24 protein-coding genes are annotated in these 25358 nt (G+C 66.1%); 19 read left to right on the top strand and 5 right to left on the bottom strand.

Going from position 1 to position 25358, the window contains the following annotated elements:
- The first annotated feature begins 12 nt into the window (after positions 1-12).
- Genes BN1233_RS06275 through BN1233_RS06265 form a run of 3 tightly spaced genes read left to right on the top strand, consistent with a single transcriptional unit; the run spans position 13 to position 1525 of the window.
- Positions 13-309, top strand: coding sequence for a hypothetical protein (locus tag BN1233_RS06275; protein WP_046862691.1), 297 nt, complete (start codon positions 13-15; stop codon positions 307-309).
- On the top strand, positions 306-1016 hold the full coding sequence (locus tag BN1233_RS06270; RefSeq protein ID WP_046862690.1) for a cytochrome c oxidase assembly protein: 711 nt from the start codon (positions 306-308) through the stop codon (positions 1014-1016). The genes BN1233_RS06275 and BN1233_RS06270 overlap by 4 nt, the downstream gene beginning before the upstream one ends.
- Entirely contained in the window at positions 1013-1525 is a 513-nt protein-coding gene (locus BN1233_RS06265; protein WP_046862689.1) for a CopD family protein, read from the top strand. The genes BN1233_RS06270 and BN1233_RS06265 overlap by 4 nt, the downstream gene beginning before the upstream one ends.
- On the opposite strand, the gene BN1233_RS06260 is transcribed toward BN1233_RS06265, so the two are convergent.
- Positions 1495-1926 carry a DUF2231 domain-containing protein gene (locus BN1233_RS06260; protein WP_244470944.1) on the bottom strand — a complete coding sequence of 144 codons (432 nt, stop codon included), beginning with the start codon at positions 1924-1926 and terminating at the stop codon, positions 1495-1497. The two genes, BN1233_RS06265 and BN1233_RS06260, sit on opposite strands and share 31 nt — an antisense overlap.
- On the opposite strand from BN1233_RS06260, the gene BN1233_RS06255 reads away from it, so the two are divergent.
- The 12 genes from BN1233_RS06255 (at position 1906) to BN1233_RS06200 (ending at position 15928) form a co-directional block, all read left to right on the top strand.
- Complete coding sequence (locus BN1233_RS06255; RefSeq protein WP_082145283.1) at positions 1906-2706, top strand: cytochrome c oxidase subunit II; 801 nt, start codon at positions 1906-1908, stop codon at positions 2704-2706. The genes BN1233_RS06260 and BN1233_RS06255 overlap by 21 nt on opposite strands.
- Positions 2703-5183, top strand: a complete 2481-nt coding sequence (ctaD, locus tag BN1233_RS06250; protein ID WP_046862688.1) for a cytochrome c oxidase subunit I — start codon at positions 2703-2705, stop codon at positions 5181-5183. Before BN1233_RS06255 ends, ctaD begins: the two co-directional genes overlap by 4 nt.
- Positions 5180-5500 carry a hypothetical protein gene (locus BN1233_RS06245; protein ID WP_046862687.1) on the top strand — a complete coding sequence of 107 codons (321 nt, stop codon included), beginning with the start codon at positions 5180-5182 and terminating at the stop codon, positions 5498-5500. The genes ctaD and BN1233_RS06245 overlap by 4 nt, the downstream gene beginning before the upstream one ends.
- 233 nt (positions 5501-5733) lie before the next feature.
- On the top strand, positions 5734-7692 hold the full coding sequence (tkt, locus tag BN1233_RS06240; RefSeq protein WP_046863129.1) for a transketolase: 1959 nt from the start codon (positions 5734-5736) through the stop codon (positions 7690-7692).
- Positions 7693-7731: 39 nt separating this feature from the next.
- Complete coding sequence (gene gap, locus BN1233_RS06235) at positions 7732-8739, top strand: type I glyceraldehyde-3-phosphate dehydrogenase (protein WP_046862686.1); 1008 nt, start codon at positions 7732-7734, stop codon at positions 8737-8739.
- Between the two features lie 10 nt (positions 8740-8749).
- Positions 8750-9940, top strand: a complete 1191-nt coding sequence (locus BN1233_RS06230) for a phosphoglycerate kinase (RefSeq protein WP_046862685.1) — start codon at positions 8750-8752, stop codon at positions 9938-9940.
- A gap of 89 nt (positions 9941-10029) precedes the next feature.
- Positions 10030-11115 (top strand): class II fructose-bisphosphate aldolase, encoded by a 1086-nt coding sequence (fba, locus tag BN1233_RS06225; protein ID WP_046862684.1) that lies wholly within the window; start codon positions 10030-10032, stop codon positions 11113-11115.
- An 88-nt stretch (positions 11116-11203) separates the two neighbouring features.
- Positions 11204-11860, top strand: a complete 657-nt coding sequence (locus BN1233_RS06220; RefSeq protein ID WP_046862683.1) for a thiamine phosphate synthase — start codon at positions 11204-11206, stop codon at positions 11858-11860.
- The gene (locus BN1233_RS06215; protein ID WP_046862682.1) at positions 11857-12750 is read left to right on the top strand and encodes a tetratricopeptide repeat protein; all 894 of its coding nucleotides are present in this window, start codon (positions 11857-11859) and stop codon (positions 12748-12750) included. The genes BN1233_RS06220 and BN1233_RS06215 overlap by 4 nt, the downstream gene beginning before the upstream one ends.
- Positions 12751-12874: 124 nt before the next feature.
- On the top strand, positions 12875-13669 hold the full coding sequence (locus BN1233_RS06210; protein ID WP_046862681.1) for an inositol monophosphatase family protein: 795 nt from the start codon (positions 12875-12877) through the stop codon (positions 13667-13669).
- A gap of 204 nt (positions 13670-13873) precedes the next feature.
- On the top strand, positions 13874-14839 hold the full coding sequence (locus tag BN1233_RS06205; RefSeq protein WP_046862680.1) for a flagellar motor protein MotA: 966 nt from the start codon (positions 13874-13876) through the stop codon (positions 14837-14839).
- A gap of 66 nt (positions 14840-14905) precedes the next feature.
- Positions 14906-15928, top strand: a complete 1023-nt coding sequence (locus BN1233_RS06200) for a peptidoglycan -binding protein (protein ID WP_046862679.1) — start codon at positions 14906-14908, stop codon at positions 15926-15928.
- Between the two features lie 25 nt (positions 15929-15953).
- On the opposite strand, the gene BN1233_RS06195 is transcribed toward BN1233_RS06200, so the two are convergent.
- Positions 15954-17747, bottom strand: coding sequence for an ABC transporter transmembrane domain-containing protein (locus BN1233_RS06195; protein ID WP_147707009.1), 1794 nt, complete (start codon positions 17745-17747; stop codon positions 15954-15956).
- Positions 17748-17896: 149 nt separating this feature from the next.
- Between BN1233_RS06195 and rpmE the strand changes: the two genes are divergently transcribed.
- Positions 17897-18133, top strand: coding sequence for a 50S ribosomal protein L31 (rpmE, locus tag BN1233_RS06190; RefSeq protein WP_046862677.1), 237 nt, complete (start codon positions 17897-17899; stop codon positions 18131-18133).
- A gap of 67 nt (positions 18134-18200) precedes the next feature.
- Here the strand turns inward: rpmE and rcdA are convergent, their stop codons facing one another.
- Together rcdA and BN1233_RS06180 are read right to left on the bottom strand one after the other, a co-directional pair.
- On the bottom strand, positions 18201-18713 hold the full coding sequence (gene rcdA, locus BN1233_RS06185) for a protease adaptor protein RcdA (RefSeq protein ID WP_082145282.1): 513 nt from the start codon (positions 18711-18713) through the stop codon (positions 18201-18203).
- A 425-nt stretch (positions 18714-19138) separates the two neighbouring features.
- Complete coding sequence (locus BN1233_RS06180) at positions 19139-19354, bottom strand: DUF1192 domain-containing protein (protein ID WP_046862675.1); 216 nt, start codon at positions 19352-19354, stop codon at positions 19139-19141.
- A 395-nt stretch (positions 19355-19749) separates the two neighbouring features.
- Here BN1233_RS06180 and BN1233_RS06175 point away from each other — a divergent pair, with 395 nt between their 5' ends.
- The gene (locus BN1233_RS06175) at positions 19750-20460 is read left to right on the top strand and encodes a DUF1013 domain-containing protein (protein WP_046862674.1); all 711 of its coding nucleotides are present in this window, start codon (positions 19750-19752) and stop codon (positions 20458-20460) included.
- Positions 20461-20509: 49 nt separating this feature from the next.
- Here the strand turns inward: BN1233_RS06175 and BN1233_RS06170 are convergent, their stop codons facing one another.
- Positions 20510-22453 (bottom strand): propionyl-CoA synthetase, encoded by a 1944-nt coding sequence (locus tag BN1233_RS06170; protein WP_046862673.1) that lies wholly within the window; start codon positions 22451-22453, stop codon positions 20510-20512.
- A gap of 376 nt (positions 22454-22829) precedes the next feature.
- Between BN1233_RS06170 and BN1233_RS06165 the strand changes: the two genes are divergently transcribed.
- Positions 22830-23585, top strand: a complete 756-nt coding sequence (locus BN1233_RS06165) for a sulfite exporter TauE/SafE family protein (protein ID WP_046862672.1) — start codon at positions 22830-22832, stop codon at positions 23583-23585.
- Between the two features lie 122 nt (positions 23586-23707).
- On the top strand, positions 23708-25342 hold the full coding sequence (locus BN1233_RS06160) for an acyl-CoA synthetase (RefSeq protein ID WP_425311681.1): 1635 nt from the start codon (positions 23708-23710) through the stop codon (positions 25340-25342).
- Positions 25343-25358 lie beyond the last annotated feature (16 nt).

Raw genomic sequence — 25358 nt, 5'->3', positions numbered from 1 at the left:
GGAGGACGCACCGTGAGCGACCGCACCACGCCTGCCGGGCCGACGATCACCGAGGCAATGGCGCGCTCCGGCGTGACGAGCCTCTCGGAGGAGCAGGTGGTGGGGCTCGAAGGCGCGGTGCAGGACGGCGCCGAGCGGGTGGTGCAGGAGCTGAGGGTCATACCCTACGATTTGCCGGACACTTGCGTCTCGGCCTGCTATCCCGAGGCCAATCCGCTGATCCCCGTGGGCTATCACGACGGTCCGCCCAACACCCCTGCCTGCAAGGGCGTGCCCGTTCGCATCCGCGCCGACGGGGCAGGCGCATGATGGAGGCGCTGGAAGGGACCTATTGCGGCCCGGCGCCCCTCCCGGCGGATATCTGGCTGCGCTGGAACCTCGACCCGGCGCTGCTCCTGGCGCTGGGGCTCCTAGTCCTCGCGGCGGGTCGGAACAGGGCAGGGGCGCTCGCCGTGGCAGTGCTCATGGTGGCTTTCGTCTCCCCGCTTTGTGCGCTCTCGGCGGCTTTGTTCTCGGCGCGGGTGGTACACCACGTCCTGCTCGTGGCGGTGGCCACACCGCTTTTCGCGCTCGCTTGGCCGGGACGCAGGCCGAGGTCCCCGGCGGTGCCGCTCCTCGTCGCGACGGCAGTGCTCTGGGCCTGGCACTGGCCGCCGGCCTACAACCTGGCGCTGTCGAACGTGGCGGCCTACTGGACGATGCAGGCGACGCTCCTCGGCTCGGCCTTCGCCTTCTGGCGGACGGTCCTCCACTGCGGACAGGCACCAGGCGTGGGCCTCCTCGGGGTTCTGGGCGGCTACATGCAGATGGCGCTCCTCGGGGCCCTCCTCACCTTCGCGCCCGAGGCCCTCTACGCAATCCATGCGGTCGCGCCCCTGGACTGGGGCTTCACGCCGCTCGGCGATCAGCAGTTGGGCGGCCTCATCATGTGGGTCCCGGCTGGCCTCCCCTTCGTCGCCTGGGGAGCTCTCGTCGCACGCCGGGGATGGCAGACGATGGCGCAAGGCCTCGCATGATCCCGTGGCTCGTCGGCGCGATCCCGTATCTGAAGGCGCTCCATATCGCGGCCTTGGTGCTCTGGTGCGCGGGACTTTTCGCGCTGCCCCTGATGCTGGCCCGACACGACCCGGCGATCGGACAAGCCGACTACACTCGGATCAGGCTGGCGTCCCATTACGGCTACACCGCGGTCGTCACCCCGGCCGCCCTGGTCGCCATCGCCGCGGGTACCCTCCTGATCTTCCTGCGAGAAGTCTTCGTCGTCTGGATGTTCGCGAAGCTCGTCTTCGTTGCGCTGCTCATCGGCTTCCACGCCTGGGTCGGCCACACGATCGTCGCCGTGGCCGAGAACGAAGGAGAGCACCAGACGCCCGAGCCTCTCGTTCCGTTGCTCCTCCTGCTGGTCCCGGTCCTCGCGATCCTGATCTTGGTCTTGGCCAAGCCCGAGCTGGAGAAGATTCCGCTGCCGGACTGGCTCATGGAGCCCAGGGGCGGTCAGCTCCCGTTCGACGTGCCCAGGCGATAGTCGAAGACGAGCTTGCCGCCATGCCACCCTGTTGCGCCCACCATGACGACACAGAAGCCCGACAGCAGGATGCCGTAAGGCAGCACCGCCGTCTCGTAGCCGTAAAGTCGGTAGCCCCAGTTCGCGCCCAGGACCGACAGGAGCGCAACCGCAATCGCGGCATGGGTCCAGGCGGAGGCCCTCGCGCGGATGCCGGGGACCATCAGCAGCTCCATCGTACCCGAGGCGGCCGCGGCAAGGCCGATGAGGAAGGCCATCCCCGCCGCCCATACGCCGGCCCGTGCCCAGAATACGTCGCCGGTCCACCAGTAGAACCCGTCCGCGCCGAAATTGCAGAAGGTCAGCGCGATGGGGAAGGCCACAGTCATGGCATGGATCGGATGGCCCGCGACCGCGATCATCGACCCGGTTTCGTCGAAGCCGGGGCTCTGGGCGACCGGGTCGACGAGCGTCTCGTCCTGGGTCTGGATCCGAGTCTCAGCCACGGGTGGTGTCTCCTGCGGGGTCTGGCCGGGGTCCTAACGCCCGTCGCGCTGGCGGGTTGCCAGGAGTCCCTCTCGACCGTCCACCCGGCCGGACCCGCCGCCGGCACCATCGCCACCCTGTGGTGGGTCATGCTGACCGGGGCGGCTGCGATCTTCCTGCTCGTCATGATCCTGCTCGTGCTGGCGTTCCGCCGCGGTGAGGGACCGTCCGGGCCCGAGGCGGACATCCGGCGCGAACGGATCTGGATCCGGGGCCTCGGTCTCGGCTTCTCGCTCACGATCCTGGCCGCCCTGACCGCCTATGCACTCTATGTCGGGGAGCGGCTCCTGCCTCGGGCGGGACCGGATGTCGTGACCGTCGGGGCCCTGGGAACCCAATGGGAGTGGCGCTTCACCTATGCCGACGCGCCGGGGCATGCGACCGACGGCATCCTCCACATTCCGGCCGGTCGTCCGGTGAACGTGGAAATCGCTTCGGCCGACGTGATCCACAGCTTCTGGGTACCCCGCCTCGCGGGAAAGCTCGACGCGATCCCGGGCCATGTGAACGTCCTGCGAATCGAGGCGCATGCGCCGGGCGACTACGCGGGCGTCGGCGCCGAGTTCAACGGACGGGGCTACACCAAGCACCGCTTCACCGTGCGGGCGCATGACGAGGCCGCCTGGGACTCCTTCCTCCGGGGAAACGCTCGATGAACGCTCTGCGCCGCCACCGCGAGCTCGAACGCATCTGGGCCTCCCGGCCGGGCTGGCGCGGCAAGCTCACGACCGTGAACAACAACGATATCGGGCTGATGTTTCTGTCCGCGGCGGTAACGTTCTTCGCGATCGGCGGCATCCTCGCGATGCTGATCCGTGGGCAGCTCGCCTCTCCGCGCTCGGCCTTCATGGGACCTGAGGTCTACAACCAGGTCTTCACGATGCACGGGACCATCATGATGTTCCTGTTCGCGATCCCGCTCTTCGAGGGGCTGACGGTTTATCTCCTGCCCAAGATGCTCGGGACGCGCGACCTGGCCTTTCCCCGGCTCAGCGCCTTCGGCTTCTGGTGCTACGCCTTCGGAGGCTCACTGCTGATTTTCTCGCTCCTCGCCGGGATTGCGCCCGACAGCGGCTGGTTCATGTACCCGCCGCTCTCCTCGACCCTCGGCTCGCCGGGCATCAACTCGGACTTCTGGCTCCTCGGGATCACCTTCGTGGAGATTTCCGCGATCTCGGCATCGGTCGAGATCATTGTGACAGTGCTCCTCTACCGCGCGCCCGGCATGTCGCTCGACAAGCTGCCGATCTTCGCCTGGTACATGCTGGTCGTGGCGGTGATGATCCTGACGGGTTTTCCGCCGTTGATCCTGGGCTCGATCCTGCTCGAGTTCGAGCGCGCCTTCGGGATGCCCTTCTTCCAGGCCGAGGCCGGGGGCGATTCCATCCTTTGGCAGCACCTGTTCTGGCTCTTCGGCCATCCGGAGGTCTACATCATCTTCCTGCCCGCCGCAGGCGTCATCTCCACGGTCCTGCCGGTGATGGCGCGCACGACGCTGCTGGGCTACGGCTGGATCGTGGCGGCCGCCGTCGCCCTCGGGGTCCTGAGCTTCGGGATCTGGGTCCACCACATGTATGCGACCGGCATCCCGCACATGGGGCTGGCCTTCTTCTCGGCCGCCTCGACGCTGGTGGCGGTGCCCACGGGGGTGCAGATCTTCGCCTGGATCGGGACGATCTGGAAGGGTCGGCCCGAGATGCACCTGCCGATGCTCTGGATTCTCGCCTTCTTCGCGACCTTCGTGATGGGAGGGCTCACCGGCGTCATGGTGGCGGTGGTGCCCTTCGACTGGCAGTCGCACGACACCTACTTCGTCGTGGCGCATCTCCACTATGTCCTGGTCGGCGGCTTTGTCTTCCCGATGCTCGCCGGGCTCTATTACTGGCTGCCACACTTCACGGGGCGGAAGCGCTACTTCAAGCTGGGCGAGACGGCGTTCTGGCTCATCGTGCTGGGCTTCCACGGAACCTTCCTGCTCCTGCACTGGGCGGGCCTCCTTGGGATGCGGCGGCGGATCGACAGCATTGAATCCGGGTCAGGGTGGGAGCTCATCAACCTCCTGGCCTCGATCGGCGGCTTCGTCATGGCGATCGGCTTCGCGCTGGTGCTCATCGATGTGGGGGTGAACGTGGCCGTAGCAGTCCGGGGCCGCCGCAATCCCTGGCGGGCGGGAACGCTGGAATGGGCCATGCCGGCGCCCTCGCCCCCTTACAATCTCGCCTCGATTCCCGAGGTCCACAGCCGCAATCCTCTCTACGACAGCCCCGACCTGCCCGTGCGCATCGCGCGCGGCGAGGGATATCTCGGAAACCCGGGCAGCGGCCTGCGCGAGATCCTGACGGTTGAGATCGCGAGCGGACGGCCGAGCTCCCTCGTCATCTTCCCGACCAATACGGCGCTGCCCGTCGTCATGGCCTTCGTCACCGGGGGCCTCTTCGTCGGGATGCTGGTCAAGGCTTACTGGCTCGTGCCGCTTTCGGTCCTGGGCGTGGCGGCGCTTGCAGCCTGGTGGGCCTGGAGCCTGGGGAGCCGTGAGGACCAGAGTCCGCAGCCCGTAGGGCATGGGCTTGCCCTGCCGCCCGCCCCGGAGGTGGAACGGCCGCCGGGTTGGTGGGGGTCGCTGTTCCTGCTCCTCGCCGACGGGGTGTTCTTTGGCTCGCTCCTCTTCGGCTACGCCTTCCTCTGGACGGTAGCGCCGAACTGGCCGCCACCCGCTTGGCTTGAGCCTGGCCTGCCTGGACCGCTGCTGGCGCTTGGCGGCGCGGCTCTGGCCTTAGGGGGCATTCGCCTTGCCGACCGCGCGCTCCGCCGCGACGGGGAGCCTTGGCTGGGCCTACTCCTGAGCCTCGCGGGCCTCGCCGCGCTCGGAGCTGCCGCCGTCACGGTGCTCGCGCGAACGGCCCCCGACGCCCATGCCTACGACGCCACGCTTTGGGTGATAGCGGGCTACGTCATCTTTCACGCGACCGTCGCAGGACTCATGACGGTGTACCTCGCGCTGCGCACGGCCGCCGGCTACCTCTCGGCCCGGCGTATCGGCGAGGCGAGGGTCGTGCGGCTCTGGTCGGACTACACCGTCGCCGCGGCGCTCTTGGGTCTTGCCGTCGCCTGGCTGCCGGGAATGCTAATGTGACCGACATTCTCCGCATCTCGGTCCCGCTCACGGCGTGGCTCGCCGCCTTCAGCGCCGTCTACGGGCTCCAGGGCCTCGTCTGCTCGGACCGCTGGGCCGAAGCGGGCCTCGACCTCGCTGCGGGCCGCATCGCCATGACGGCGGCCTGGGCCGCTGCCGTCGCGCTTCAGTCCGCCTTTCTCCTTGCCCTGCGCTCGCCCCGCTTCGCCTCGCGCTCGGCCTTCGTGCGCGGGGTGAGCCTGACGCTGGCCATCACCGCCCTGGTCGCCACACTGTGGACTCTTCTCCCGGTCGTCACGACCTCGGCCTGCCTTTGAGCCCGGTTACTCCGCTGCCTTGTTGTCCTCTCCCAGCTCGGACACCTCCTCGCTGAGCACCTCGCAGCACCGGCCGCCGCGGCGTCGGCGCATAGCGGCCAAGCTTTGACACACCCATCCCGCGTGTTAAGGAACCCCGCCCCTGACGCGGCCGCGGCCCGGCCGCCCCGATTTTTGTGGGAAACACCACCTTGACGACCTCTCATCCCGCCGGTGGCGTGCCTCATGTCGACATGGCGAATGCTGTCCGTGTGCTCGCCATGGATGCGGTCGAGCGCGCAAAGTCCGGCCATCCCGGGCTGCCAATGGGCGCAGCCGACATCGCGACCGTCCTGTTCACGCGTCATCTGAAATATGACGCAGCCGATCCGCGCTGGCCCGACCGCGACCGCTTCATCCTCTCCGCCGGCCACGGCTCGATGCTGCTGTATGCCCTGCTCCACCTCACGGGCGTGGAGGGCATGACGATCGACGAGCTGAAGCGGTTCCGGCAGCTCGAATCCAAGACCCCAGGCCATCCCGAGAACTTCATGACGCCCGGCGTCGAGACGACCTCCGGTCCCCTCGGCCAGGGGATCGCCACCGCCGTCGGCATGGCCCTTGCCGAGCGGATGCTGAACGCCGAATTCGGCGATCTCGTCGATCACCACACCTATGTGCTGGCCTCAGACGGCGACCTCATGGAGGGCGTCAGCCAGGAGGCGATCGCGCTCGCGGGCCACCTGAAGCTCAATCGTCTCGTCGTTCTCTTCGACGACAATGGAATCTCGATCGACGGCCCCCTGTCGCTGTCGGATTCCGTCGACCAGGTAAAGCGCTTCGAGGCTGCCGGCTGGCAGGCAGTTCGGGTCGACGGGCATGATCCCGAGGCGATCGATCGCGCCCTCACGGAGGCGCGCAAATCCGACCGCCCAGTGCTGATCGCCTGCCGGACCACGATCGGTTTCGGCGCACCCAAGAAGGCAGGCACATCGAAAGCGCATGGCGAACCGCTCGGCGCCGAGGATCTGGCCGGCGCCAAGGCCGCCTTCGGCTGGACCCAGGAGCCCTTCGTGATCCCGCAGGCGATTGCCGAGGCGTGGCGCGCGGCCGGTCGGCGGGGCGCCGAGGCCCGCAAGGCCTGGGCCGGAAAGCTGGAAGCTCTCCCCTCCGCCACCCGTGCGGAGTTCGAGCGGCGAGTCGCCGGGATACGCCCGAAGGGCATCGACGAGGCGGTGAACACGCTCAAGGAGCGCCTTGTGGCCGAGCCGCAGGCGGTCGCGACTCGCAAGGCAAGCGAGATCGCGCTCGAGGTGCTGACCCGCGCCGTGCCGGAGCTTGTCCTGGGCTCCGCCGATCTCACGCCGTCCAACAACACGAAGATGAAGGACATCACCGCGATCGCGCCCGGCTCCTTCGCGGGCCGCTACATCCATTACGGCATCCGGGAACACGGGATGGCCGCGGCGATGAACGGGATCTCCCTCCACGGCGGCTTCGTTCCCGCCGGGGCGACCTTCCTGGTCTTCACGGATTATGCTCGGCCCGCCATGCGGATTGCGGCGCTCGCCGGGATCCCGGTCATCTATGTGATGACGCACGACTCGATCGGTCTCGGAGAGGACGGGCCGACTCACCAGCCCGTCGAGCATCTCGCGGCGCTTCGGGCGATGCCGAACATGCGCGTGTTCCGGCCGGCTGATGCCGTCGAGACCGCTGAGTGCTGGCAATTGGCCTTGGAGCGCACGAACGGCCCGACCGTCCTTGCGCTGACCCGGCAGACCGTTCCGGCGGTGCGGCTCCAGCAGCAGCGTGAGAACCTCTCCTCTGCCGGAGCCTACGAGATCTCTCCTGCCCCCGGCGAGGCGCGCGCGACGCTGTTCGCCTCCGGCTCAGAGATAGAGATCGCGCTCGCAGCGCAGAAAATCCTGAACGAACAAAGCTTTGCCGTTCGCGTTGTCTCGGTGCCCTCGCTCGACTTGTTCCTCTCGCAACCTGAAAGCGTGCGCGCCCGTGTGATCGGGAAGGCTCCGGTGAAGGTGGCGATCGAAGCAGCCGTCCGCTTCGGATGGGATGCGCTGATCGGCCCGGACGGAATCTTCGTCGGGATGAGCAGCTTTGGGGCGAGCGCGCCCTATAAGGACCTGTATCGCCACTTCGGCATCACGGCCGAGGCCGTGGTGGAACGGGTGTTGCGCACGCACAACTTGTGAGGCCTGCCTGCGGCCTCGTTGAAGGAGGAGTACTCACAGATGACGGTGAAGGTCGCGATCAACGGTTTCGGGCGTATTGGCCGGAACGTGCTGCGAGCCATCGCGGAGAGCGGACGCAAGGACATCCAGGTCGTCTCCATCAATGATCTCGGCCCGGTCGAGACCAACGCCCATCTCCTCCGCTTCGATTCCGTGCATGGACGCTTCCCGGGCGAGGTTCGGGTCGATGGCGACTTCATGATCGTGGATGACCAGCGCATCCGCGTCACGGCTATCAAGGATCCTGCGCAACTGCCGCATCGCGAGCTCGGCGTCGACATCGCCATGGAATGCACGGGCATCTTCACTTCCAAGGAGAAGGCCAAGGCGCATCTCGAGGCCGGCGCGAAGCGCGTCCTGATCTCGGCTCCCGCCGAGGGCGCGGATCTGACGGTCGTGTACGGCGTGAACCACGACAAGCTCACGAAGGATCACCTCGTCGTCTCGAACGCCTCCTGCACGACGAACTGCCTTGCGCCCGTCGCGAAGGTCCTGAACGACACCGTCGGGATCGAGAAGGGCTTCATGACGACGGTGCATTCCTACACCAACGATCAGCCCTCCCTCGACCAGATCCACAAGGATCTCTACCGCGCCCGCGCTGCAGCCCTGTCGATGATCCCGACCTCCACCGGGGCCGCGAAAGCCGTGGGGCTCGTCCTGCCGGAACTGAACGGCAAGCTCGATGGCACCGCCATTCGCGTCCCGACGCCGAACGTCTCGGTGGTGGATTTCAAGTTCATCGCCAAGCGCGCGACCACGAAGGACGAGATCAACGAGTCGATCCGTCGTGCGGCGGAACAGGAGCTGAAGGGCGTCCTGGGCTTCACGGCACAGCCGAACGTGTCGATCGACTTCAATCACGATCCCCACTCGTCGGTCTTCCATCTCGATCAGACGAAAGTCCTCGACGGAACGCTCGTTCGCGTGCTGTCCTGGTACGACAACGAATGGGGCTTCTCGAACCGCATGGCGGATACGGCTGTCGCCATGGCGAAATTGGTCTGACGGAGGCGGAATGAGCGCCTTCCGGACTCTCGATGACGCCGATGTGAAGGGCCGGCGCGTTCTCGTCCGCGTGGACCTGAACGTGCCGATGGAGAATGGCCGCGTCACGGACACGACCCGCATCGAGCGGGTCCTGCCGACGATCCGGGAAATCTCCGACAAGGGCGGAAAGGTCCTGCTCCTCGCACATTTCGGACGCCCGAAGGGCCGCGATGCGAAGGACTCGCTCCGGCCCGTGGCGGCAGCCCTCGAGAAGGAACTCGGCCGGCCGGTCGCCTTCGCGGACGATTGCATCGGAGATGCCGCCGAAGCCGCGGTCTCGAAGCTCGCGGACGGCAACGTCCTGCTTCTCGAGAACACGCGCTTCCATGCCGGCGAGGAAAAGAACGATCCTGCCTTCGTGAAGGAACTCGCCGGGCTCGGCGATCTCTACGTGAACGACGCCTTCTCGGCGGCGCACCGGGCGCATGCCTCGACGGAGGGGCTTGCCCGCGTCCTGCCGGCCTATGCCGGCCGGGCCATGCAGGCCGAGCTCGACGCGCTGACGAAAGGGCTCGAGGCGCCTTCCCGGCCGCTCGTCGCCGTCGTCGGCGGAGCGAAGGTCTCGACGAAGATCGATCTGCTCGAGAACCTCGTCGGAAAGGTCGATGCCCTCGTGATCGGCGGCGGCATGGCGAACACGTTCCTGTACGCGACCGGGCTCGGGATCGGGAAATCTCTCGCCGAGCGCGACCTTTCGGAAACCGCGCTCCGGATCATCGAGCGGGCGCGGGAGGCCGGTTGTGCGATCCTGTTGCCGGTCGACGGCGTCTGCGCCGCCGAGTTCAAGGCCGGCGCCGCCAATCACACCTACGGGATCGACAATATCCCGGACGATCAGATGATCCTCGACATCGGCTCGCAATCGGTGGAGCGGATCGAGGCGGCGATCAACGATGCCGCGACCCTCGTCTGGAACGGCCCGCTCGGAGCCTTCGAGATCCCGCCTTTCGATCAGGGCACCGTCGCGGCAGCCCGCCACGCGGCGGAGCGCACGAAGGCCGGCCGGCTCGTTTCGGTGGCCGGCGGCGGCGATACCGTCGCGGCTCTCAACCATGCCGGAGTGGCCGCTGATTTCACTTACGTCTCGACGGCGGGCGGGGCCTTCCTCGAATGGCTCGAGGGGAAGGCGCTCCCGGGCGTCGAAGCGCTGAGAACCTGAGACCGCGCGGTCCAGGATGAATTCGAGCGGCTCGTTCGATCGGGCTCGCTCCGACGGGCACCCGCCCGACCACGACGAGGAGGACTGACATGGCTCGCATCACGCTTCGACAACTTCTCGATCACGCGGCCGAACACGGCTACGGCGTCCCCGCCTTCAACATCAACAACATGGAGCAGGGTCTCGCGATCATGGAGGCCGCGAATGCGGTCGATGCTCCGGTGATCATCCAGGCGAGCCGCGGCGCCCGGCAGTACGCAAATGACATCATGCTGGCGCGGCTGATCGATGCGCTCGTCGAGATCTACCCGCACATTCCGGTCTGCATGCATCTCGACCACGGGAACAATCCGGCGACCTGCCTGACCGCGATTCAGTACGGCTTCACGTCCGTCATGATGGACGGCTCCCTGAAGGAGGACGGCAAGACTCCTGCCGATTTCGACTACAATGTCGACGTCACGCGGCGCGTCGTCGAAATGGCCCATTGCGGCGGTGTGTCGGTCGAAGGCGAGCTCGGTGTGCTCGGCTCGCTCGAGCACGGCTCCGGCGAGCAGGAAGACGGGCATGGCGCGGAGGGCAAGCTCTCCCGCGACCAGCTTCTGACCGATCCCGATCAGGCCGTGGAGTTCGTTCAGAAGACCAACGTCGATGCTCTCGCCATCGCGATGGGCACGTCACATGGCGCCTACAAGTTCTCCCGCAAGCCCGATGGCGAGATCCTTGCGATGAGCGTCATCGAGGAGATCCATCGCCGCCTGCCGAACACGCATCTCGTGATGCACGGCTCCTCGTCGGTTCCGCAGGAACTCCAGGACGTCATCAACAAGCACGGCGGCAAGATGCCCCAGACCTGGGGCGTGCCCGTCGAGGAGATCCAGCGCGGCATCAAGCATGGCGTGCGCAAGATCAACATCGACACCGACAACCGCATGGCGATGACGGGCCAGATCCGGCGCGTTCTCACGGAGAACCCGGGCGAGTTCGATCCGCGCAAGTATCTGAAGCCGGCCATGGAGGCGATGACGAAGCTCTGCAAGCAGCGCTTCGAAGAATTCAACACCGCCGGCCAGGCCTCGAAGATCAAGCCGCTCTCGCTCGCGGCGATGGCCAAGCGTTACGCATCCGGCGAGCTCGCTCCGAAATTCGGGACGACCCGGCAGGCTGCGGAATAAGCCGCATCCGCCATTCGCCGCACGCGGTGATCAGAACGGGGCCTTCTTGAAGGGCCCCGTTTTCGTTATAGGCGCCCATACATCCACGATGACAGACTCCACGACCCGTCTCACGCTTCTGACGCCTCTCCTGGGAGAGGCCGCGTTCGCCTCGCAGCTGGACGCCGCGTGCGGTGCCGGTGACGTTGCAGCCGTGATCGCGCGATTTGCGCAGACCGACGAGCGCAGCCTCGTCAAACGCATCAAGGCTCTGGCTCCGGCGGCTCAAAACCACGGCGCAGCCCTCCTGATCTCAGCCCCCGGCGAGATCGACCTCGCCATGGTCGCGGCTAGCGGAGGCGCGGACGGGGTCCATATAGAGGCAGAGGCGGGAACGGACGCCGTCGCCGATCTGCGCGAGCGCCTCAAGGGCGAGCGGATCCTGGGCGTCGGCGGAGTGCGCTCGAAGCACGATGCCATGTCCATCGGTGAGACGGGAGCGGATTACCTCCTGTTCGGGGAACCTCGAACCGACGGCTTTGTCCCGCCGCTGGACGCTATTATCGAGCGGGCCGCCTGGTGGGCGGAAATCTTCGAGATGCCGTGCATCGCCTATGCCCCCACGCTCGGGGATGTTCCCGCCGTAGCGGCAACGGGAGCGGAATTCGTCGCTCTCGGCGATGCCGTCTGGCAGCATCCGCAAGGGCCGGCGGAGGCCGTGCGCCTGGCGCTGCAGGCCCTGAAGACATCGAGCGCCGGCCGATGATCCGTGTGCTGTCCGGACTCGTGTTGGCCCTTCTGGCGACGACCGCTTCGGCGCGTGAGCCGGATCTCGCCTATGGCGCCTATCAGCGCGGCCTCTATCTGACCGCCTTCCGCCAGGCCACGCTCCGGATCGAGAAGAACTCCAAGGATGCGGCCGCCATGACGCTCCTGGGAGAACTCTACAACCAGGGGCTCGGCGTTCCGGTGGATCCCGTGAAGGCGGCCGAATGGTACAAGCTCGCCGCGCGACAGGGCGACCGCCAAGCCCTCTCCGCCCTCGGCCTGATGGCGCTTGACGGGCGCGGGATGGCGAAGAACGAAGCTCAGGGGCGAGCCTGGCTCGAACAGGCCGCCGCCAAAGGGGAACCCCGCGCCGCCTACAACGTCGCCCTGCTTCTCCTCAGCAGCGGCAGCCCCGACGACCTCCGGCGCGCGATCGAACTACTCCGGCTCGCCGGCGAGGCCGAGATCGCTGAGGCGCAGCATGCCCTCGGGGTCCTGGCCTTGAACGGCCGCGGAATGAATCGTGATACTGCGGAAGCGGCCCGCTGGTTCGAGCGTGCGGCCCGCAACGGCAACGTGCCCGGGATTGTCGAATATGCGATCCTGCTATTCAATGGCGAGGGCGTGCCTGCCAACGAGACGCGCGCCGCCCGGTTGTTCCGCCTAGCAGCGATCCGGGGCAACGCGATCGCCCGCAACCGCCTGGCCCGCCTCCTCGTGGCTGGACGCGGCGTGCCGGTGAACCGCGTCGAAGCGGCTGCCTGGCATCTCCTGGCCGCTGCGCAGGGCCTCACCGACACCTATCTCGACGAGGCCCTCAAGGATCTCACGCCCGAGGAGCGCCAGCGGGCCGAGCGGCTGGCCGCCGACCGCGCCGGCCTGTCCTGATCGGCAGTCTTGCCGCGACGCACCGGGATGAGCCTCCCGAGCGAAGATGAGCCGCGGCGGCTCTCGCTTGACGCCGCTCCGTCCTCATGATGGAGCACCAACCCCACCGGCCCAGGACATCCTCATGATCCGTTCTCCTCTCATCACCGTGATCACCGACGCCGTCATGAAGGCATCGCGCGCCCTGAAGCGCGACTTCGGCGAGGTCGAGAATCTGCAGGTGTCCCGTAAAGGCCCCGGAGACTTCGTGTCCGCTGCCGATCGCCGGGCCGAGCAGATCCTCCGGGAGGCGCTCGAGAAGGCTCGTCCCGGCTACGGGCTCGTGCTCGAGGAAGGCGGTGTCGTCGAAGGCACGGACAAGAGCCATCGCTGGCATGTCGACCCGCTCGACGGCACGACGAACTTTCTGCACGGCGTGCCGCAATTCGCGATTTCGGTCGGGTTGGAGCGCGAAGGCCAGATCGTCGCGGGCGCCATCTACGATCCCATCAAGGACGAGATGTTCATCGCGGAACGGGGCAAGGGCGCTTACCTCAACAACCGGCGTATCAGGGTCGCGGCGCGCTCGGACATGGCAGATGCGCTCGTCGGCTGCGGCATGCCGCATATCGGGCGCGGGGATCATGGCCGGTTTCTGCGCGAGTCCTCGGTGATCATGAGTCATGCGGGCGGTCTTCGGCGGTTCGGCTCTGCGGCCCTCGATCTCGCCTATGTGGCCTGCGGGCGTCTCGATGTGTTCTGGGAAAGGGACCTGAATTCCTGGGACATGGCTGCGGGCATCGTCCTGATCCGGGAGGCGGGCGGCTTCGTCTCGGACACAGAGGGCGGCTCCAACCCGATCGAAACCGGCACGATCGCCTGCGGTAACGAAACGCTCCACCGTGAGTTGCTGCGGCTCCTGAAATCCGCCCCGCGATAGGAGGGCGCCTCCAGACTGCAGCCAGAATTGGCCCGAAGCCTCGAATCGGCATTCTCCCGGCCCGTGCCCGTCGATATCCGATGAAACCGGCTCTGGAGCGCAAAAGCCGGCCCAAGTCGGTGGAAACGGGCCTTGCCATCCGCCGGATTGCTTGATCGACAGGTTCGAGCCAGTCAGAGTGCAGTCGACGGAAACGGAACGACGATGACGGGGACGGACGGCCAACCTCTCACTCCACCGCGCATCCATCTTGTTCGGATGGCCGTCTTCCTCGTGCTTGCGGGGTTCGTCGCCTTTATCCTCTACCGGCAGATCTGGGGGGCGTTTCTCGCCAATCCGGGACTGAATGCGCTGATCTTCGGGGTGATGTTCATCGGCATCATCCTCGCGGTCCGTCAGGTTTGGCGCCTCTTTCCCGAGGTCAGGTGGGTGAACGCGCTGAGCCAGGCCGAGGACGGACCGGTCTCGGTCAAGGACCCCGTGCTGCTCGCCCCGATGGCGACGCTCATCAACAACCGGGCGAGTCGCGCCTCCCTGTCGGTGACGACCACACGCTCGCTTCTCGACTCCATCGGCGCGCGCCTCGACGAAAGCCGCGAGATCGTCCGCTACATTGCGGGCCTCCTCGTCTTTCTGGGGCTCCTCGGCACGTTTTGGGGCCTCATCGAGACCGTCGGGTCGGTCGGGCGCATCATCGGATCGCTCCGGACCGGGCAGGATGCGACGGTGTTGTTCGACGAGCTGAAGAATGCCCTGACGGGTCCCCTCCAGGGCATGGGCCTGTCCTTCTCGGCATCGCTCTTCGGGCTTGCAGGCTCGCTGATCGTCGGCTTCCTGGAACTTCAGGCCGGACAGGCCCAGAGTCGGTTCTACACCGAGCTTGAGGACTGGCTCGCGATGGCCACGACGGACACCTCCGCGGATACGCTCCGCGCGGGCGGTCCCGACCTCGCGGCGGTCCTGAACCGCCTGACCGTCGCTTTGTCCGAAGGGTCCGGCAACCGGGCGGCGACCCAGGCGATGGCCAATCTCGCCGAGGGCATTCAGGGACTCGTCCAGCACATGCGGGCGGAGCAGCAGATGATCCGGGACTGGGTCGAGGCGCAGGCTGCCCGCGAAAAGGAGCTCAAGCAGGTGCTCGACCGCCTCAGCCGCGAAAGGATCGGCTAAGTGGAAAGTGCACGCGGCATCGATCCGGGGAAGCCGGCGCCCGCGGGAGCCGATTGGGAGAGCTAGATGGCAGCCATCAGCGGCGGACGTCGCGCACGGGGCGGCACGATCAATTACTGGCCGGGCTTCGTGGATGCCCTGTCCACGCTGCTCCTCGCGATCATCTTCCTGATCTCGGTGTTCATGCTGGGCCAGTTCTTCCTGGCCCGCGAAATCTCGAGCCGCGACACGGTTCTCGACCGGCTCAATCGGCAGATCGCCGAGCTCACGGATCTTCTGGCGCTGGAGCGCTCCAGCCATCGTACGACTCAGGAGAGCGTCACGGCGCTCCAGTCGACACTGCAGGCGGCTGAAGCCGAGCGCTCGCGTTTGCAGGGTCTCGTTGCGTCCGGGGGTGATGCGCAGGCCCGCGCCAGCGAACTCAACGCCGCAGTCGAGGCCGAGCGTCAGGCGACCGGCCGCGCCTTGACGCAGGTCGAGCTTCTGACCCAGCAGATCGCTGCGATGCGACGGCAGCTCGCGGCACTCGAGGAGGCGCTCGCGGCCTCGGAGAACCGGGATCGGGAGAGCCAGGCGCGCATCGCGGATCTCGGCAGCCGCCTGAATGTCGCGCTCGCGCAGCGGGTCCAGGAACTTGCCCGCTACCGCTCGGACTTCTTCGGCCGTCTCCGCCAGATCCTCGGCAACCGGCAGGACATCCGGATCGTCGGGGACCGGTTCGTGTTCCAGTCCGAGGTTCTGTTCCCGGCCGGCCAAGCCAGTCTCCGTCCGGAGGCCGGGCCGGAGATCGATCGCGTCGCCTCGGCCATTCTCGAGCTCAACCGCGAGATCCCGCCGGACATTCCCTGGGTGCTCCGGGTCGATGGCCATACGGATCAGCGTCCGATCGCGACTGCCCAGTTCCCGAGTAACTGGGCGCTGTCCTCCGCCCGCGCCATTGCCGTCGTCCAGGCTCTGATCGCGCGCGGAGTGCCGCCGCAGCATCTGGTCGCCGCAGGCTTCGGAGAGTTTCAGCCCCTGGATACCGGCACGTCCGAGGAAGCTTATGCCCGAAACAGGCGCATCGAGCTGAAGCTGACCGAGCGTTGACAGGGATCGCGGCCGGTTCCGCTCTCTATTCGGCGGCCTCGCGCTCGTCCGCCCCGGTGAACTGGAGCCTTGCCAGGCGGGCATAGAGACCAGCCTGGCTCATCAAGGCTTCGTGACTGCCCTCTTCAACGATCCGTCCGTCGTCCATGACGAGAATTCGGTCAGCCGACCGGATCGTTGCGAGGCGATGGGCGATCACGAGGGTCGTGCGTCCTGCCATGAGGTGGTCGAGAGCCACCTGAACGGCCTGCTCGCTCTCGGCATCGAGCGCCGACGTCGCCTCGTCGAGGAGCAGGATCGGCGCATTCTTCAGGATCGCCCGAGCAATGGCAATGCGCTGCCTCTGGCCGCCCGACAGGTTGACGCCACGCTCTCCGAGCGGCGTGCCGTACCCTTCCGGAAGCGCATCGATGAAGGAATCGGCAGCCGCCAGCTCGGCCGCCTTGCGGATCTCATCCGGGGAGGCGTCGGGCCGGCCGTAGCGGATGTTGTCGGCGACGCTCGCCGCAAAAATCGTCGGCTCCTGCGGAACGAGCGCCATCCGCGCGCGCAGAGCGATCGGGTCGGCCGCATCGATCGGAACACCATCCACCGTAATGGTTCCGGAATGCGGATCGTAGAAGCGCAGCAGGAGTTGAAACACGGTGCTCTTGCCGGCCCCCGACGGTCCGACCAGGGCCACGCGCTCGCCGCTCGCAACGCTGAAGGTGAGATCGTGTACCGCCGGCCTCTCCAGTCGGGCCGGATAGGTAAAGCTGACATTCTGGAAGGCCACGGTGCCGCGCGGCGGCTCCGGCAGAGCCCGAGGCTGAGACGGAGCGGTGATCATGGGCTTTGCTTCGAGGATCTCGCCGAGCCGCTCCGCGGCCCCTGCCGCCTGCGCGAGTTCGCCATAGACCTCGGACAGCTGGCCAAACGAGCTCGCGGCGAGCACCGCATAGAGCACGAACTGGGACAGGCGCCCGCCCGTCATGGTTCCGGCGAGCACGTCCTGGGCCCCGTACCAGAGCACGCCAACCACGCTCGCCGAGACCAGGAAAATGGCGGTGCCCGTCAGGACCGCACGCATGCTCGTCGAGAGGCGAGCCGCTTCGTAGGCATCCTCTACGGCCTCCCGGAACCGGCGGGCAGTCATGGCCTCCATCCCGAAGGCCTGCATGGTCCGCACGGCGCCGACTGCCTCCGTGGCATAGGCGGACGCATCGGCCAGGCGGTCCTGCGCCGCGCGCGAGCGCCGGCGGACGGCGCGGCCCGACACGACCAGCGGAATGACGATCACCGGAATCGCGAGCAGCACCAGGGCGGAGAGCTTGAGGCTCGTGAAGATCATCAGGGCGATGGCGCCGATGAACAGCAATGCATTGCGGAGCGCGATCGAGACGCTGACCCCGAAGGCGGCTTTCACCTGGGTGGTGTCGGCCGTCAGGCGCGACACGATCTCGCCGCTGCGGGACCGATCGAAGAACGAGGGATCGAGCGACGTGAGGTGATTGAAGACAGCGCTGCGAAGGTCGGCAACCACGCGCTCGCCCAGCATGATGACGAACCAGTAGCGCAGCGCGCTGGAGAGCGCGAGCAGGCCGACGACAAGGATCAGAACACCAAAATAGGCATCGATCAGATGGCCGCTCGACTCCCCGAAGCCGTAGTCGATGACCCGGCGCACCGCGAGGGGCAGGACCAGTGTGGCTGCCGAGGCCGCTATGAGGGACGCCAGGGCTGCTGCTACGCGTCCCTTGTAGGCGAGAGCAAAGGGGATGAGTGGGCGCAGGGCACTGAGTGGTGCCCGCGATGCCTTCGGGTCGAGCGGATCAGCCATGCGACGGGTCTGCCCCATTGCCGCGCCGCGTCAAGGGGGTGAGACTCTTGTTTCGAAACTTTGGGTGCGGTATAGGCCCGCGTTCTTCAAGATAGGCTCGATCGCCGCAAGCGGGCCCCCGGACCGGGCCGGCCCATGAGGATATTGCTATGGCGCGCAAGGAAACCGACCATCCCGACTACCACTTCATCAAGGTGGTGATGACGAACGGGACCGAATACACGACCCGGTCGACCTGGGGTAAGGAGGGCGACACCCTCAACCTCGACATCGACCCGAACACGCACCCGGCCTGGACCGGCGGTCAGCAGCAGCTGCTCGACCGTGGTGGGCGCGTTTCGCGCTTCAACTCGAGGTTCGGCAATCTCGGCCTCGGCCGCAAGTGATCCGCCGGACGTTCAGCTGAATCGAAAAAGCCCCGCTAAGCGGGGCTTTTTTCTTGCCGGCCTGCCCTCAGGATCTGTCCCGGAAGGCACGCTCGATGAGCCAGTGCTGCACGGCGACGGGATTGTCGGGTCCCACGACAGGCTGAGGTGCCGGGGCGCTGATCAGCTGGTCGAGATGAAGGATCCGCGCGTGCAGGCGGGCCGACAGGCCGATGAGGTCCTTCAGCCGCTGGGGCAGCATCTCGAACTCTGGAATGGAGGGGCCCTGCGTGTGTGAGTTCAGGCGTACCCGGTTTTTCTCGGCCTGGGCCTGGGCGGGCGTGATTTCCCCTTCGGCAACCGCCCGCTGGACGAGAAGCCATGAGGCGATCTGCATGAGGCGCGTCGTGAGACGCATGCTCTCGCTCGCGTAGATCAGGGTGCCCTGACGCGGCAGTTTGCGGCTCTCCTCGCGGCCGTCGCCGTCGAGATAGGAGGCCGTTTCTTCCACGAGTTCCATCCCCTCGTGAAACAGGGCCTTGAAGGCATCGGAGTTGACGAAGGTCCGCCCGAAATGGATCGGGTCGGATTCGGGCATCATAAAATCGAGTTCGCTCAAGCTCGCCTCCCGGCGGCCTGCCGACCAGCGCGGCGAGGACCGCCGCGCGGTTTCTCGCCTGCCGACGGGGCCGGTCCTTGTGATGGCGGCACTATAAGCTGCCGGCGCCGGCTCCGCTCTGGTAACCGAAGATTAAGGTTAAGCTGCTTCGGGGGGATACTCGGCGTGTCCTGTCGAGGAGCCGATGCTCTTTCCGGCGTTGACAAAAAAGAGCCGCCCTGGGGCGGCTCGGAGGAATAACAGGGAGGCGTCAAACAGAGTGGAAGGAAGCCACTCGGCATCCAGAAACCTGGACACGCCTTTTTAGTAAACGATAAGTCTTAACGAGCAGTTAAGCATCGAACGAATGATATCGTTTGCGATAGATCAAGTGCATGTCCTGCGAAGCTCGATTCGACCAGCGCCCGTCAGGAGCGCGCCGCTTCGGTCCGGAAAAAGGCGCTGGCAGCCGCCCGCGTATTCTCCTTGCTCTCGCGGGCTTCCCTCAGCCGGCCGATCTCGCGCTCCAGCAGCGAGATCCGCTCATCGAGCTCTTCGATCGACAGGGACGAGAGGTCTTCCCCGAGGTCGTGGCCCTTCGGGGCGGGCCGCACCCGCTCGTCTGAAAAGGGATCGAACGCCATGGCATTCCTCCGATAGAACCTTCCCCAGGTTAGGGCCGAGAGCCGGAATTGCCAATGCGGTAACCCGATGCCATGCCGGCAGGGCTCTCGCATGGGGACCGGCATTTGCAAGTTTGGCCTCGGCGCAGCTCGCACACACCTCGTCTCCCACTCATCTAATCGCTTGATGGATTGCCTCTTTTTCGCGCGCAGCCAAAGTGCTGGAGGTCACGGCTGGGTCGCGCAGCCCAGCTTTCGAACGCGCAGAGGCGATTGCATGCCGCTGTCCCCATCCCTATAATTTCCGCGTTTCCCTCACATCGTGAGTAGAGATGCTCCGGCGCCGCCGGGTCGGAGCGCGAGATTGTTTGCTCGCTTGCGCCGGGAGTGCTGCGAGCCCGTTCAGGAGAATTTCGATGTCCCAGGGACCGCTGATGCCCAAGGCTACGGCCGTCTGGCTCGTGGAAAATACGTCCCTCTCGTTCGAGCAGATCGCCGATTTCTGCAAGCTTCACCCGCTCGAGGTGAAGGGGATTGCCGATGGCGAGGTGGCGGCAGGGATCAAGGGCCTCGACCCGATTACGACCGGCCAGCTGAGCCGTGAAGAAATCGAGCGGGCTCAGCGCGACCCGAACCATCGGCTCAAGATGGCGGAAAGCAAGGTCAAGCTGCCCGAGGTAAAGCGGACGAAGAAGGGCCCCCGCTACACGCCGGTTTCCCGTCGTCAGGACCGTCCGAACGCCATTCTCTGGCTCGTCCGGAATCATCCGGAGCTGAAGGACGCCCAGATCATGAGGCTGGTCGGAACGACGAAGACGACGATCCAGCAGGTCCGCGAGCGGACGCACTGGAACTCGGCTGCGTTGACGCCTCTCGATCCCGTCACGCTCGGCTTGTGCACACAGCTCGACCTCGACCTTGAGGTCCAGCGCGCCGCCAAGGACCGTCCGGCCGTGCAGCCGCAGGAGGCCGGGGCGACATTGATGCCGGCCGAAGTCTCGACGGCACCCGACTTCGAGGCGGAAGACACCCGGCCTCAGCGCGAGCAGGACGAGGAAATCGACGTCGACTCGGTCTTCTCCAAGCTCAAGCAGCTCAAGCGTCCGCAAGATGAAGGCGAGGAGTGAGCCCAGGCTCCGACCCGTTCACTTGAAATGAGCGGATCGCCGGATCCGCTCAGCCCACGGGAAGGCCACGAGTTTTCAGAGCACCGCTGATCTCGTCGAGACTGGCGGGATCCTCGATCGTCGCAGGCATCGTCCAGGGCTCTCCGTCGGCGATCTTCTTCATCGTTCCTCGGAGGATCTTTCCTGACCGCGTCTTCGGGAGCCGGTCGACGACGACCGCCACCTTGAACGCCGCGACGGGTCCGATGCGCTCCCGCACGGCAGCGACCAGCTCGGCCTCGATCTCCTGAGGCGGTCTGCTCATACCGGCTTTGAGCACGACGAAGCCGCAAGGCACCTCCCCTTTCAGCTCGTCCCTCACGCCGATGACCGCGCATTCCGCAACGGCCGGGTGGGAGGCCAGAACCTCCTCCATCCCGCCCGTCGAGAGCCGGTGGCCTGCCACGTTGATGATGTCGTCCGTGCGCCCCATCACGAACACGTAGCCGTCCGAGTCGATATAGCCGGCGTCCGAGGTGTTGTAGAAGCCCGGATAGGCCGTGAGATAGCTCTCGCGGAAGCGCTCCTCCGCGTTCCAGAGCGTCGTGAGCGTCCCCGGAGGCAACGGAAGCTTCACCGCGATCGCCCCCATGACATCCGCCGGCACCGAACGCCCGCCCTCATCCAGGACCTGAACATCATAGCCGGGCATCGGCACGGTCGGGGAACCGTGCTTGACCGGGAGAGCTCCGAGGCCGAGCGGGTTGCCGGCGATCGCCCAGCCGGTTTCGGTCTGCCACCAATGATCGATTACCGGTACGCCCAGGATCGACTCCGCCCATTTCACTGTGTCGGGATCGGCCCTCTCGCCGGCCAGGAAGAGCGACCGGAACTTCGAGAGGTCGTAGGGCTTCAGGAGCTTGGCCTCCGGGTCCTCCTTGCGGATCGCGCGGAACGCGGTCGGCGCCGTGAACAGCGAGCACACGCCATGCTCGGAGGCAACGCGCCAGAAGGCGCCAGCATCCGGCGTGCCGATCGGCTTGCCCTCGTAGAGGATCGTCGTGCAGCCGTACACCAGCGGTGCGTAGACGATATAGGAATGCCCGACGACCCACCCGACGTCTGAGGCGGCCCAGAACACCTCGCCGGGCGCAACACCGTAGTGATTGTCCATCGTCCAGGCGAGCGCCACCATGTGCCCGCCATTGTCCCGGACCACCCCTTTCGGACGTCCGGTCGTGCCGGATGTGTAGAGGATGTAGAGCGGATCAGTCGCTGCCAGCGGCACGCAGGGGACCTGGCGCTTCGCCTGTCGGGCGGCGGCGGCGGACTCGCTCCAGTCGTGGTCGAGCCCGGTCGTGACGGCCGCCACGGCCTGCGGACGCTGCAGGATGAGGCAGGCCGCGGGCTTTGCCATGGCAAGCTCGATCGCACCGTCGAGGAGCGGCTTGTAGGAAATGATCCTGTTGCCCTCGATTCCGCAGGAGGCCGAGAGAATGACCTTCGGCTTGGCGTCGTCAATGCGCGTCGCAAGTTCCTTAGCCGCGAAACCGCCGAATACGACCGAATGGATCGCTCCAATGCGCGCGCAGGCGAGCATGCCGAAGACGGCCTCGGGCACCATCGGCATGTAGAGGATGACCCGATCCCCTCGCGTAACGCCCAGATCGAGCAGGACGGCCGCGAGTGCTTCCACCTCCTGCTGGAGTTCGAGATACGAGATCCGGCGCTTCGTTCCGGTGACCGGGCTATCGTAGATGATCGCGGTATCCGCCCCGCGTCCGGCGATCACGTGCCGATCGACCGCATTGTGGCAGGTGTTGCAGATCGCATCCGGAAACCAGCGCCCATAAACGCCAAGCGAGGGATCGAAGATGCGCTGCGGTGGCTCGAACCAGTCAATCACGCGGGCTGCATCCGCCCAGAAACCTTCCGGGTCGCGGCGCCAGCGTGCGTAGGTCTCGTAATAGCGGCTCGCCCCCTGATCCGCTCGCTCCATTCCTTGAGCCAACATGGCGTTGTTCCCTCCTCCACTCTGGCCTAGGCCTGATCGATTTTGCCGTGCTAGCAAGGCGCGGCGCGGTCGACGACACTTTCGGCGAGACCGCTCCAATCCGCAATGATCTCCCTCAACCTTTACCCGCCAGCATCGCCATTCCGCGGAACAGCCCGATGGAAAACCGCACGCCCGTTCAACGGATGCGGCCGGCCGATAGCATCGGACCCAAAAGTGGATTCCACTTTTAGGATCAATCCGATGCTTCGTTCCTTGAGTGGCGCATCCATCGACGCGGACAAGTGGACCCACTTTTCCGCACGATGCGCGAGCCTGCCGCCCGAGTCGCTGCAGATCGCGAGCGCCGAGTGCAGAATGTCCTGAGCCGCCCCGAATGATCACCGATCTGACGTTCTATGCAGCGGCTTTGCCCGCAGTCACTCTGCTCGGACTCGCGAAGGGTGGCTTCGCCGGAATCGGGCTACTCGCCCTGCCCTTGCTGACGCTCACAATCTCGCCCCTGCAGGCGGCGGCGATCACGTTGCCGATCCTGCTCGTCCAGGATGTCGTATCCGTATGGGCTTACCGGCACACCTGGGACAGTCGCAATCTTGCGATCCTCCTGCCGAGCGCGACCTTCGGCATCGTGCTCGGCTATGTCTTGGCGGCCCAGGTCTCCGATGCCGCGGTAACGCTCGCGGTCGGCGCCGTGTCGCTCGTTTTCGCGCTCCGCCGCCTTATCCAGTTCGCGCTGTCGCGCAAGCCTGCTCCCCGTCCGGCCGACATTCCTCGAGGTTTCATCTGGGGCGCAGCCTCCGGCTTCACGAGCATGATCGCCCATGCCGGAGGGCCGCCGTTCCAGATCTATGTCCTTCCGCAGGGCCTTGCGCGAGACGTCTTCGTCGGGACGGGCGCGATCTTTTTTGCGATCGTGAACTGGATCAAGGTGCTGCCGTATCTGGCGCTCGGCCAGTTCACGTCCGAAAATCTCGCGACCTCGGCAGCCCTCTTTCCGATTGCGATCGGCTCGACGATGCTGGGGGTCGCTCTCGTGCGCCGCGTCGACGGAGATCGCTTCTTCCTGGCGATCTACGCCCTTCTCGTGGCGGTCGGAGCGAAGCTCGTCTGGGATGGATGGGTGGCGCTATAGCAGGGCGGCAGTCGTAACGCCTCCGCCCTTGGTCGCGCTGGGCAACGCAGAGTCCGGTTGGCTCCATGTTGATCCTTCGCCGCGGCGCGCTACGCTGCAGCCCGAATTCAGGAGTACGGCGCGTGAGCCCCTACGATACGAACCTCGACAAGAACCCTGCCAATTATCAGCCTCTCAGCCCGCTGGGGTTCCTCGCGCGAGCCGCCGCCGTTTACCCCGACCAAGTGGCCGTCGTTCACGGCCCGCTGCGTCGGTCGTATCGCGAACTCTATGAACGGTGCCGCCGCCTCGCCTCCGCGCTGCAGCGCCGCGGCATCGGCCGGGGCGACACGGTCGCGGTCATGCTGTCGAATACGCCAGCGATGCTCGAATGCCATTATGGCGTGCCGATGATCGGAGCCGTCCTGAACACGCTCAACACGAGGCTCGATCCACCGATCATCTCCTTCTCCCTCGACCATGGCGGAGCGAAGATCGTGATCACCGATCGCGAGTTCGCGCGCACGATGAAGCCGGCGCTGGAAGCCGCGAAGGTGAAGCCGCTGGTGATCGACTACGACGATCCGGAGTTCTCGGGCCCCGGCGAGCGTCTCGGAGAGATCGAATACGAGGCCTTTCTCGCGGAGGGCGATCCCGCCTTTGCCTGGAATGCACCGCAGGATGAGTGGGACGCGATCACGCTGAACTACACCTCGGGCACGACGGGCGATCCGAAGGGCGTCGTCTATCACCACCGTGGCGCGTATCTTCTCGCCATGGGGAACGTGGTGACCTGCGGGATGGACAAGCACCCGGTCTATCTCTGGACGCTGCCGATGTTCCATTGCAACGGCTGGTGCTTCCCGTGGTCGATCTCGATCGTGGCGGGGACGCATGTCTGTCTCAGGCAGGTCCGGGCCAAGGCGATGTTCGATGCCATCGCCGACCATGGCGTCACGCATCTGTGCGGTGCGCCGATCGTCATGTCGACGCTTCTCAACGCGCCCGAGGCCGACAAGCGTCCCCTGCCCCATATCGTGAAGTTTTTTACCGCGGCGGCGCCACCACCCGAAGCCGTCCTCGCCGCGATGAAGGAAGCGGGCTTCGACGTGACCCATCTCTATGGCCTCACGGAAGTCTACGGACCCGCGGTGATCAATGACTGGCATCGCGAATGGGACGACCTTCCGAGCGGAGAATATGCGGCGCGCAAGGCCCGGCAGGGCGTCCGTTATCCGGTCCTCGAGGATCTCGATGTCCTCAGTCCGGAGACGCTCGAGCCTCTGCCCGCGGATGGCGTGAGCCTCGGCGAGGTGATGTTCCGCGGCAATGTCGTGATGAAGGGCTACCTCAAGAACCCCGAAGCGACCCAAAAAGCTTTCTCGGGCGGATGGTTCCACTCCGGCGATCTCGGGGTGAAACATCCGGACGGCTACATTCAGCTGAAGGATCGGTCGAAGGACATCATCATCTCGGGAGGCGAGAACATCTCATCGATCGAGGTCGAGGACGCCCTCTACAAGCATCCCGCCATACAGGCTGCGGCAGTCGTCGCGAAACCGGACGAGAAATGGGGCGAGACGCCCTGCGCCTTCGTGGAACTCAAGCCCGGACAGCAGGCCACTGCCGAGGACATCCTGGACTGGTGCCGCCAGCATCTCGCGTCCTACAAGTGCCCGCGCACCGTGATCTTCGCCGAGATCCCGAAGACCTCGACGGGAAAGATTCAGAAGTTCCGTCTCCGGGAGATGGCGCTATCCACTCAGGCGCTGGCCTGAAGGTCGTCAACGGACC

The organism is Microvirga massiliensis (assembly GCF_001006805.1).
Classification (GTDB): domain Bacteria; phylum Pseudomonadota; class Alphaproteobacteria; order Rhizobiales; family Beijerinckiaceae; genus Microvirga; species Microvirga massiliensis.
Note: the sequence above shows the minus strand (reverse complement) of the source record. Positions and strands in the feature narration are given on the sequence as shown.

Excerpts from the sequence above, each read along its gene's own strand:
- BN1233_RS06270 (WP_046862690.1), top strand. The coding sequence starts at position 306 with ATGATGGAGGCGCTGGAAGGGACCTATTGCGGCCCGGCGCCCCTCCCG.
- BN1233_RS06265 (WP_046862689.1), top strand. The coding sequence starts at position 1,013 with ATGATCCCGTGGCTCGTCGGCGCGATCCCGTATCTGAAGGCGCTCCAT.
- BN1233_RS06255 (WP_082145283.1), top strand. The coding sequence starts at position 1,906 with ATGGCCCGCGACCGCGATCATCGACCCGGTTTCGTCGAAGCCGGGGCT.
- BN1233_RS06260 (WP_244470944.1), bottom strand. The coding sequence starts at position 1,926 with ATGATCGCGGTCGCGGGCCATCCGATCCATGCCATGACTGTGGCCTTC.
- ctaD (WP_046862688.1), top strand. The coding sequence starts at position 2,703 with ATGAACGCTCTGCGCCGCCACCGCGAGCTCGAACGCATCTGGGCCTCC.
- tkt (WP_046863129.1), top strand. The coding sequence starts at position 5,734 with ATGGCGAATGCTGTCCGTGTGCTCGCCATGGATGCGGTCGAGCGCGCA.
- gap (WP_046862686.1), top strand. The coding sequence starts at position 7,732 with ATGACGGTGAAGGTCGCGATCAACGGTTTCGGGCGTATTGGCCGGAAC.
- BN1233_RS06230 (WP_046862685.1), top strand. The coding sequence starts at position 8,750 with ATGAGCGCCTTCCGGACTCTCGATGACGCCGATGTGAAGGGCCGGCGC.
- fba (WP_046862684.1), top strand. The coding sequence starts at position 10,030 with ATGGCTCGCATCACGCTTCGACAACTTCTCGATCACGCGGCCGAACAC.
- BN1233_RS06220 (WP_046862683.1), top strand. The coding sequence starts at position 11,204 with ATGACAGACTCCACGACCCGTCTCACGCTTCTGACGCCTCTCCTGGGA.
- BN1233_RS06215 (WP_046862682.1), top strand. The coding sequence starts at position 11,857 with ATGATCCGTGTGCTGTCCGGACTCGTGTTGGCCCTTCTGGCGACGACC.
- BN1233_RS06210 (WP_046862681.1), top strand. The coding sequence starts at position 12,875 with ATGATCCGTTCTCCTCTCATCACCGTGATCACCGACGCCGTCATGAAG.
- BN1233_RS06205 (WP_046862680.1), top strand. The coding sequence starts at position 13,874 with ATGACGGGGACGGACGGCCAACCTCTCACTCCACCGCGCATCCATCTT.
- BN1233_RS06200 (WP_046862679.1), top strand. The coding sequence starts at position 14,906 with ATGGCAGCCATCAGCGGCGGACGTCGCGCACGGGGCGGCACGATCAAT.
- BN1233_RS06195 (WP_147707009.1), bottom strand. The coding sequence starts at position 17,747 with ATGGCTGATCCGCTCGACCCGAAGGCATCGCGGGCACCACTCAGTGCC.
- rpmE (WP_046862677.1), top strand. The coding sequence starts at position 17,897 with ATGGCGCGCAAGGAAACCGACCATCCCGACTACCACTTCATCAAGGTG.
- rcdA (WP_082145282.1), bottom strand. The coding sequence starts at position 18,713 with ATGATGCCCGAATCCGACCCGATCCATTTCGGGCGGACCTTCGTCAAC.
- BN1233_RS06180 (WP_046862675.1), bottom strand. The coding sequence starts at position 19,354 with ATGGCGTTCGATCCCTTTTCAGACGAGCGGGTGCGGCCCGCCCCGAAG.
- BN1233_RS06175 (WP_046862674.1), top strand. The coding sequence starts at position 19,750 with ATGTCCCAGGGACCGCTGATGCCCAAGGCTACGGCCGTCTGGCTCGTG.
- BN1233_RS06170 (WP_046862673.1), bottom strand. The coding sequence starts at position 22,453 with ATGTTGGCTCAAGGAATGGAGCGAGCGGATCAGGGGGCGAGCCGCTAT.
- BN1233_RS06165 (WP_046862672.1), top strand. The coding sequence starts at position 22,830 with ATGATCACCGATCTGACGTTCTATGCAGCGGCTTTGCCCGCAGTCACT.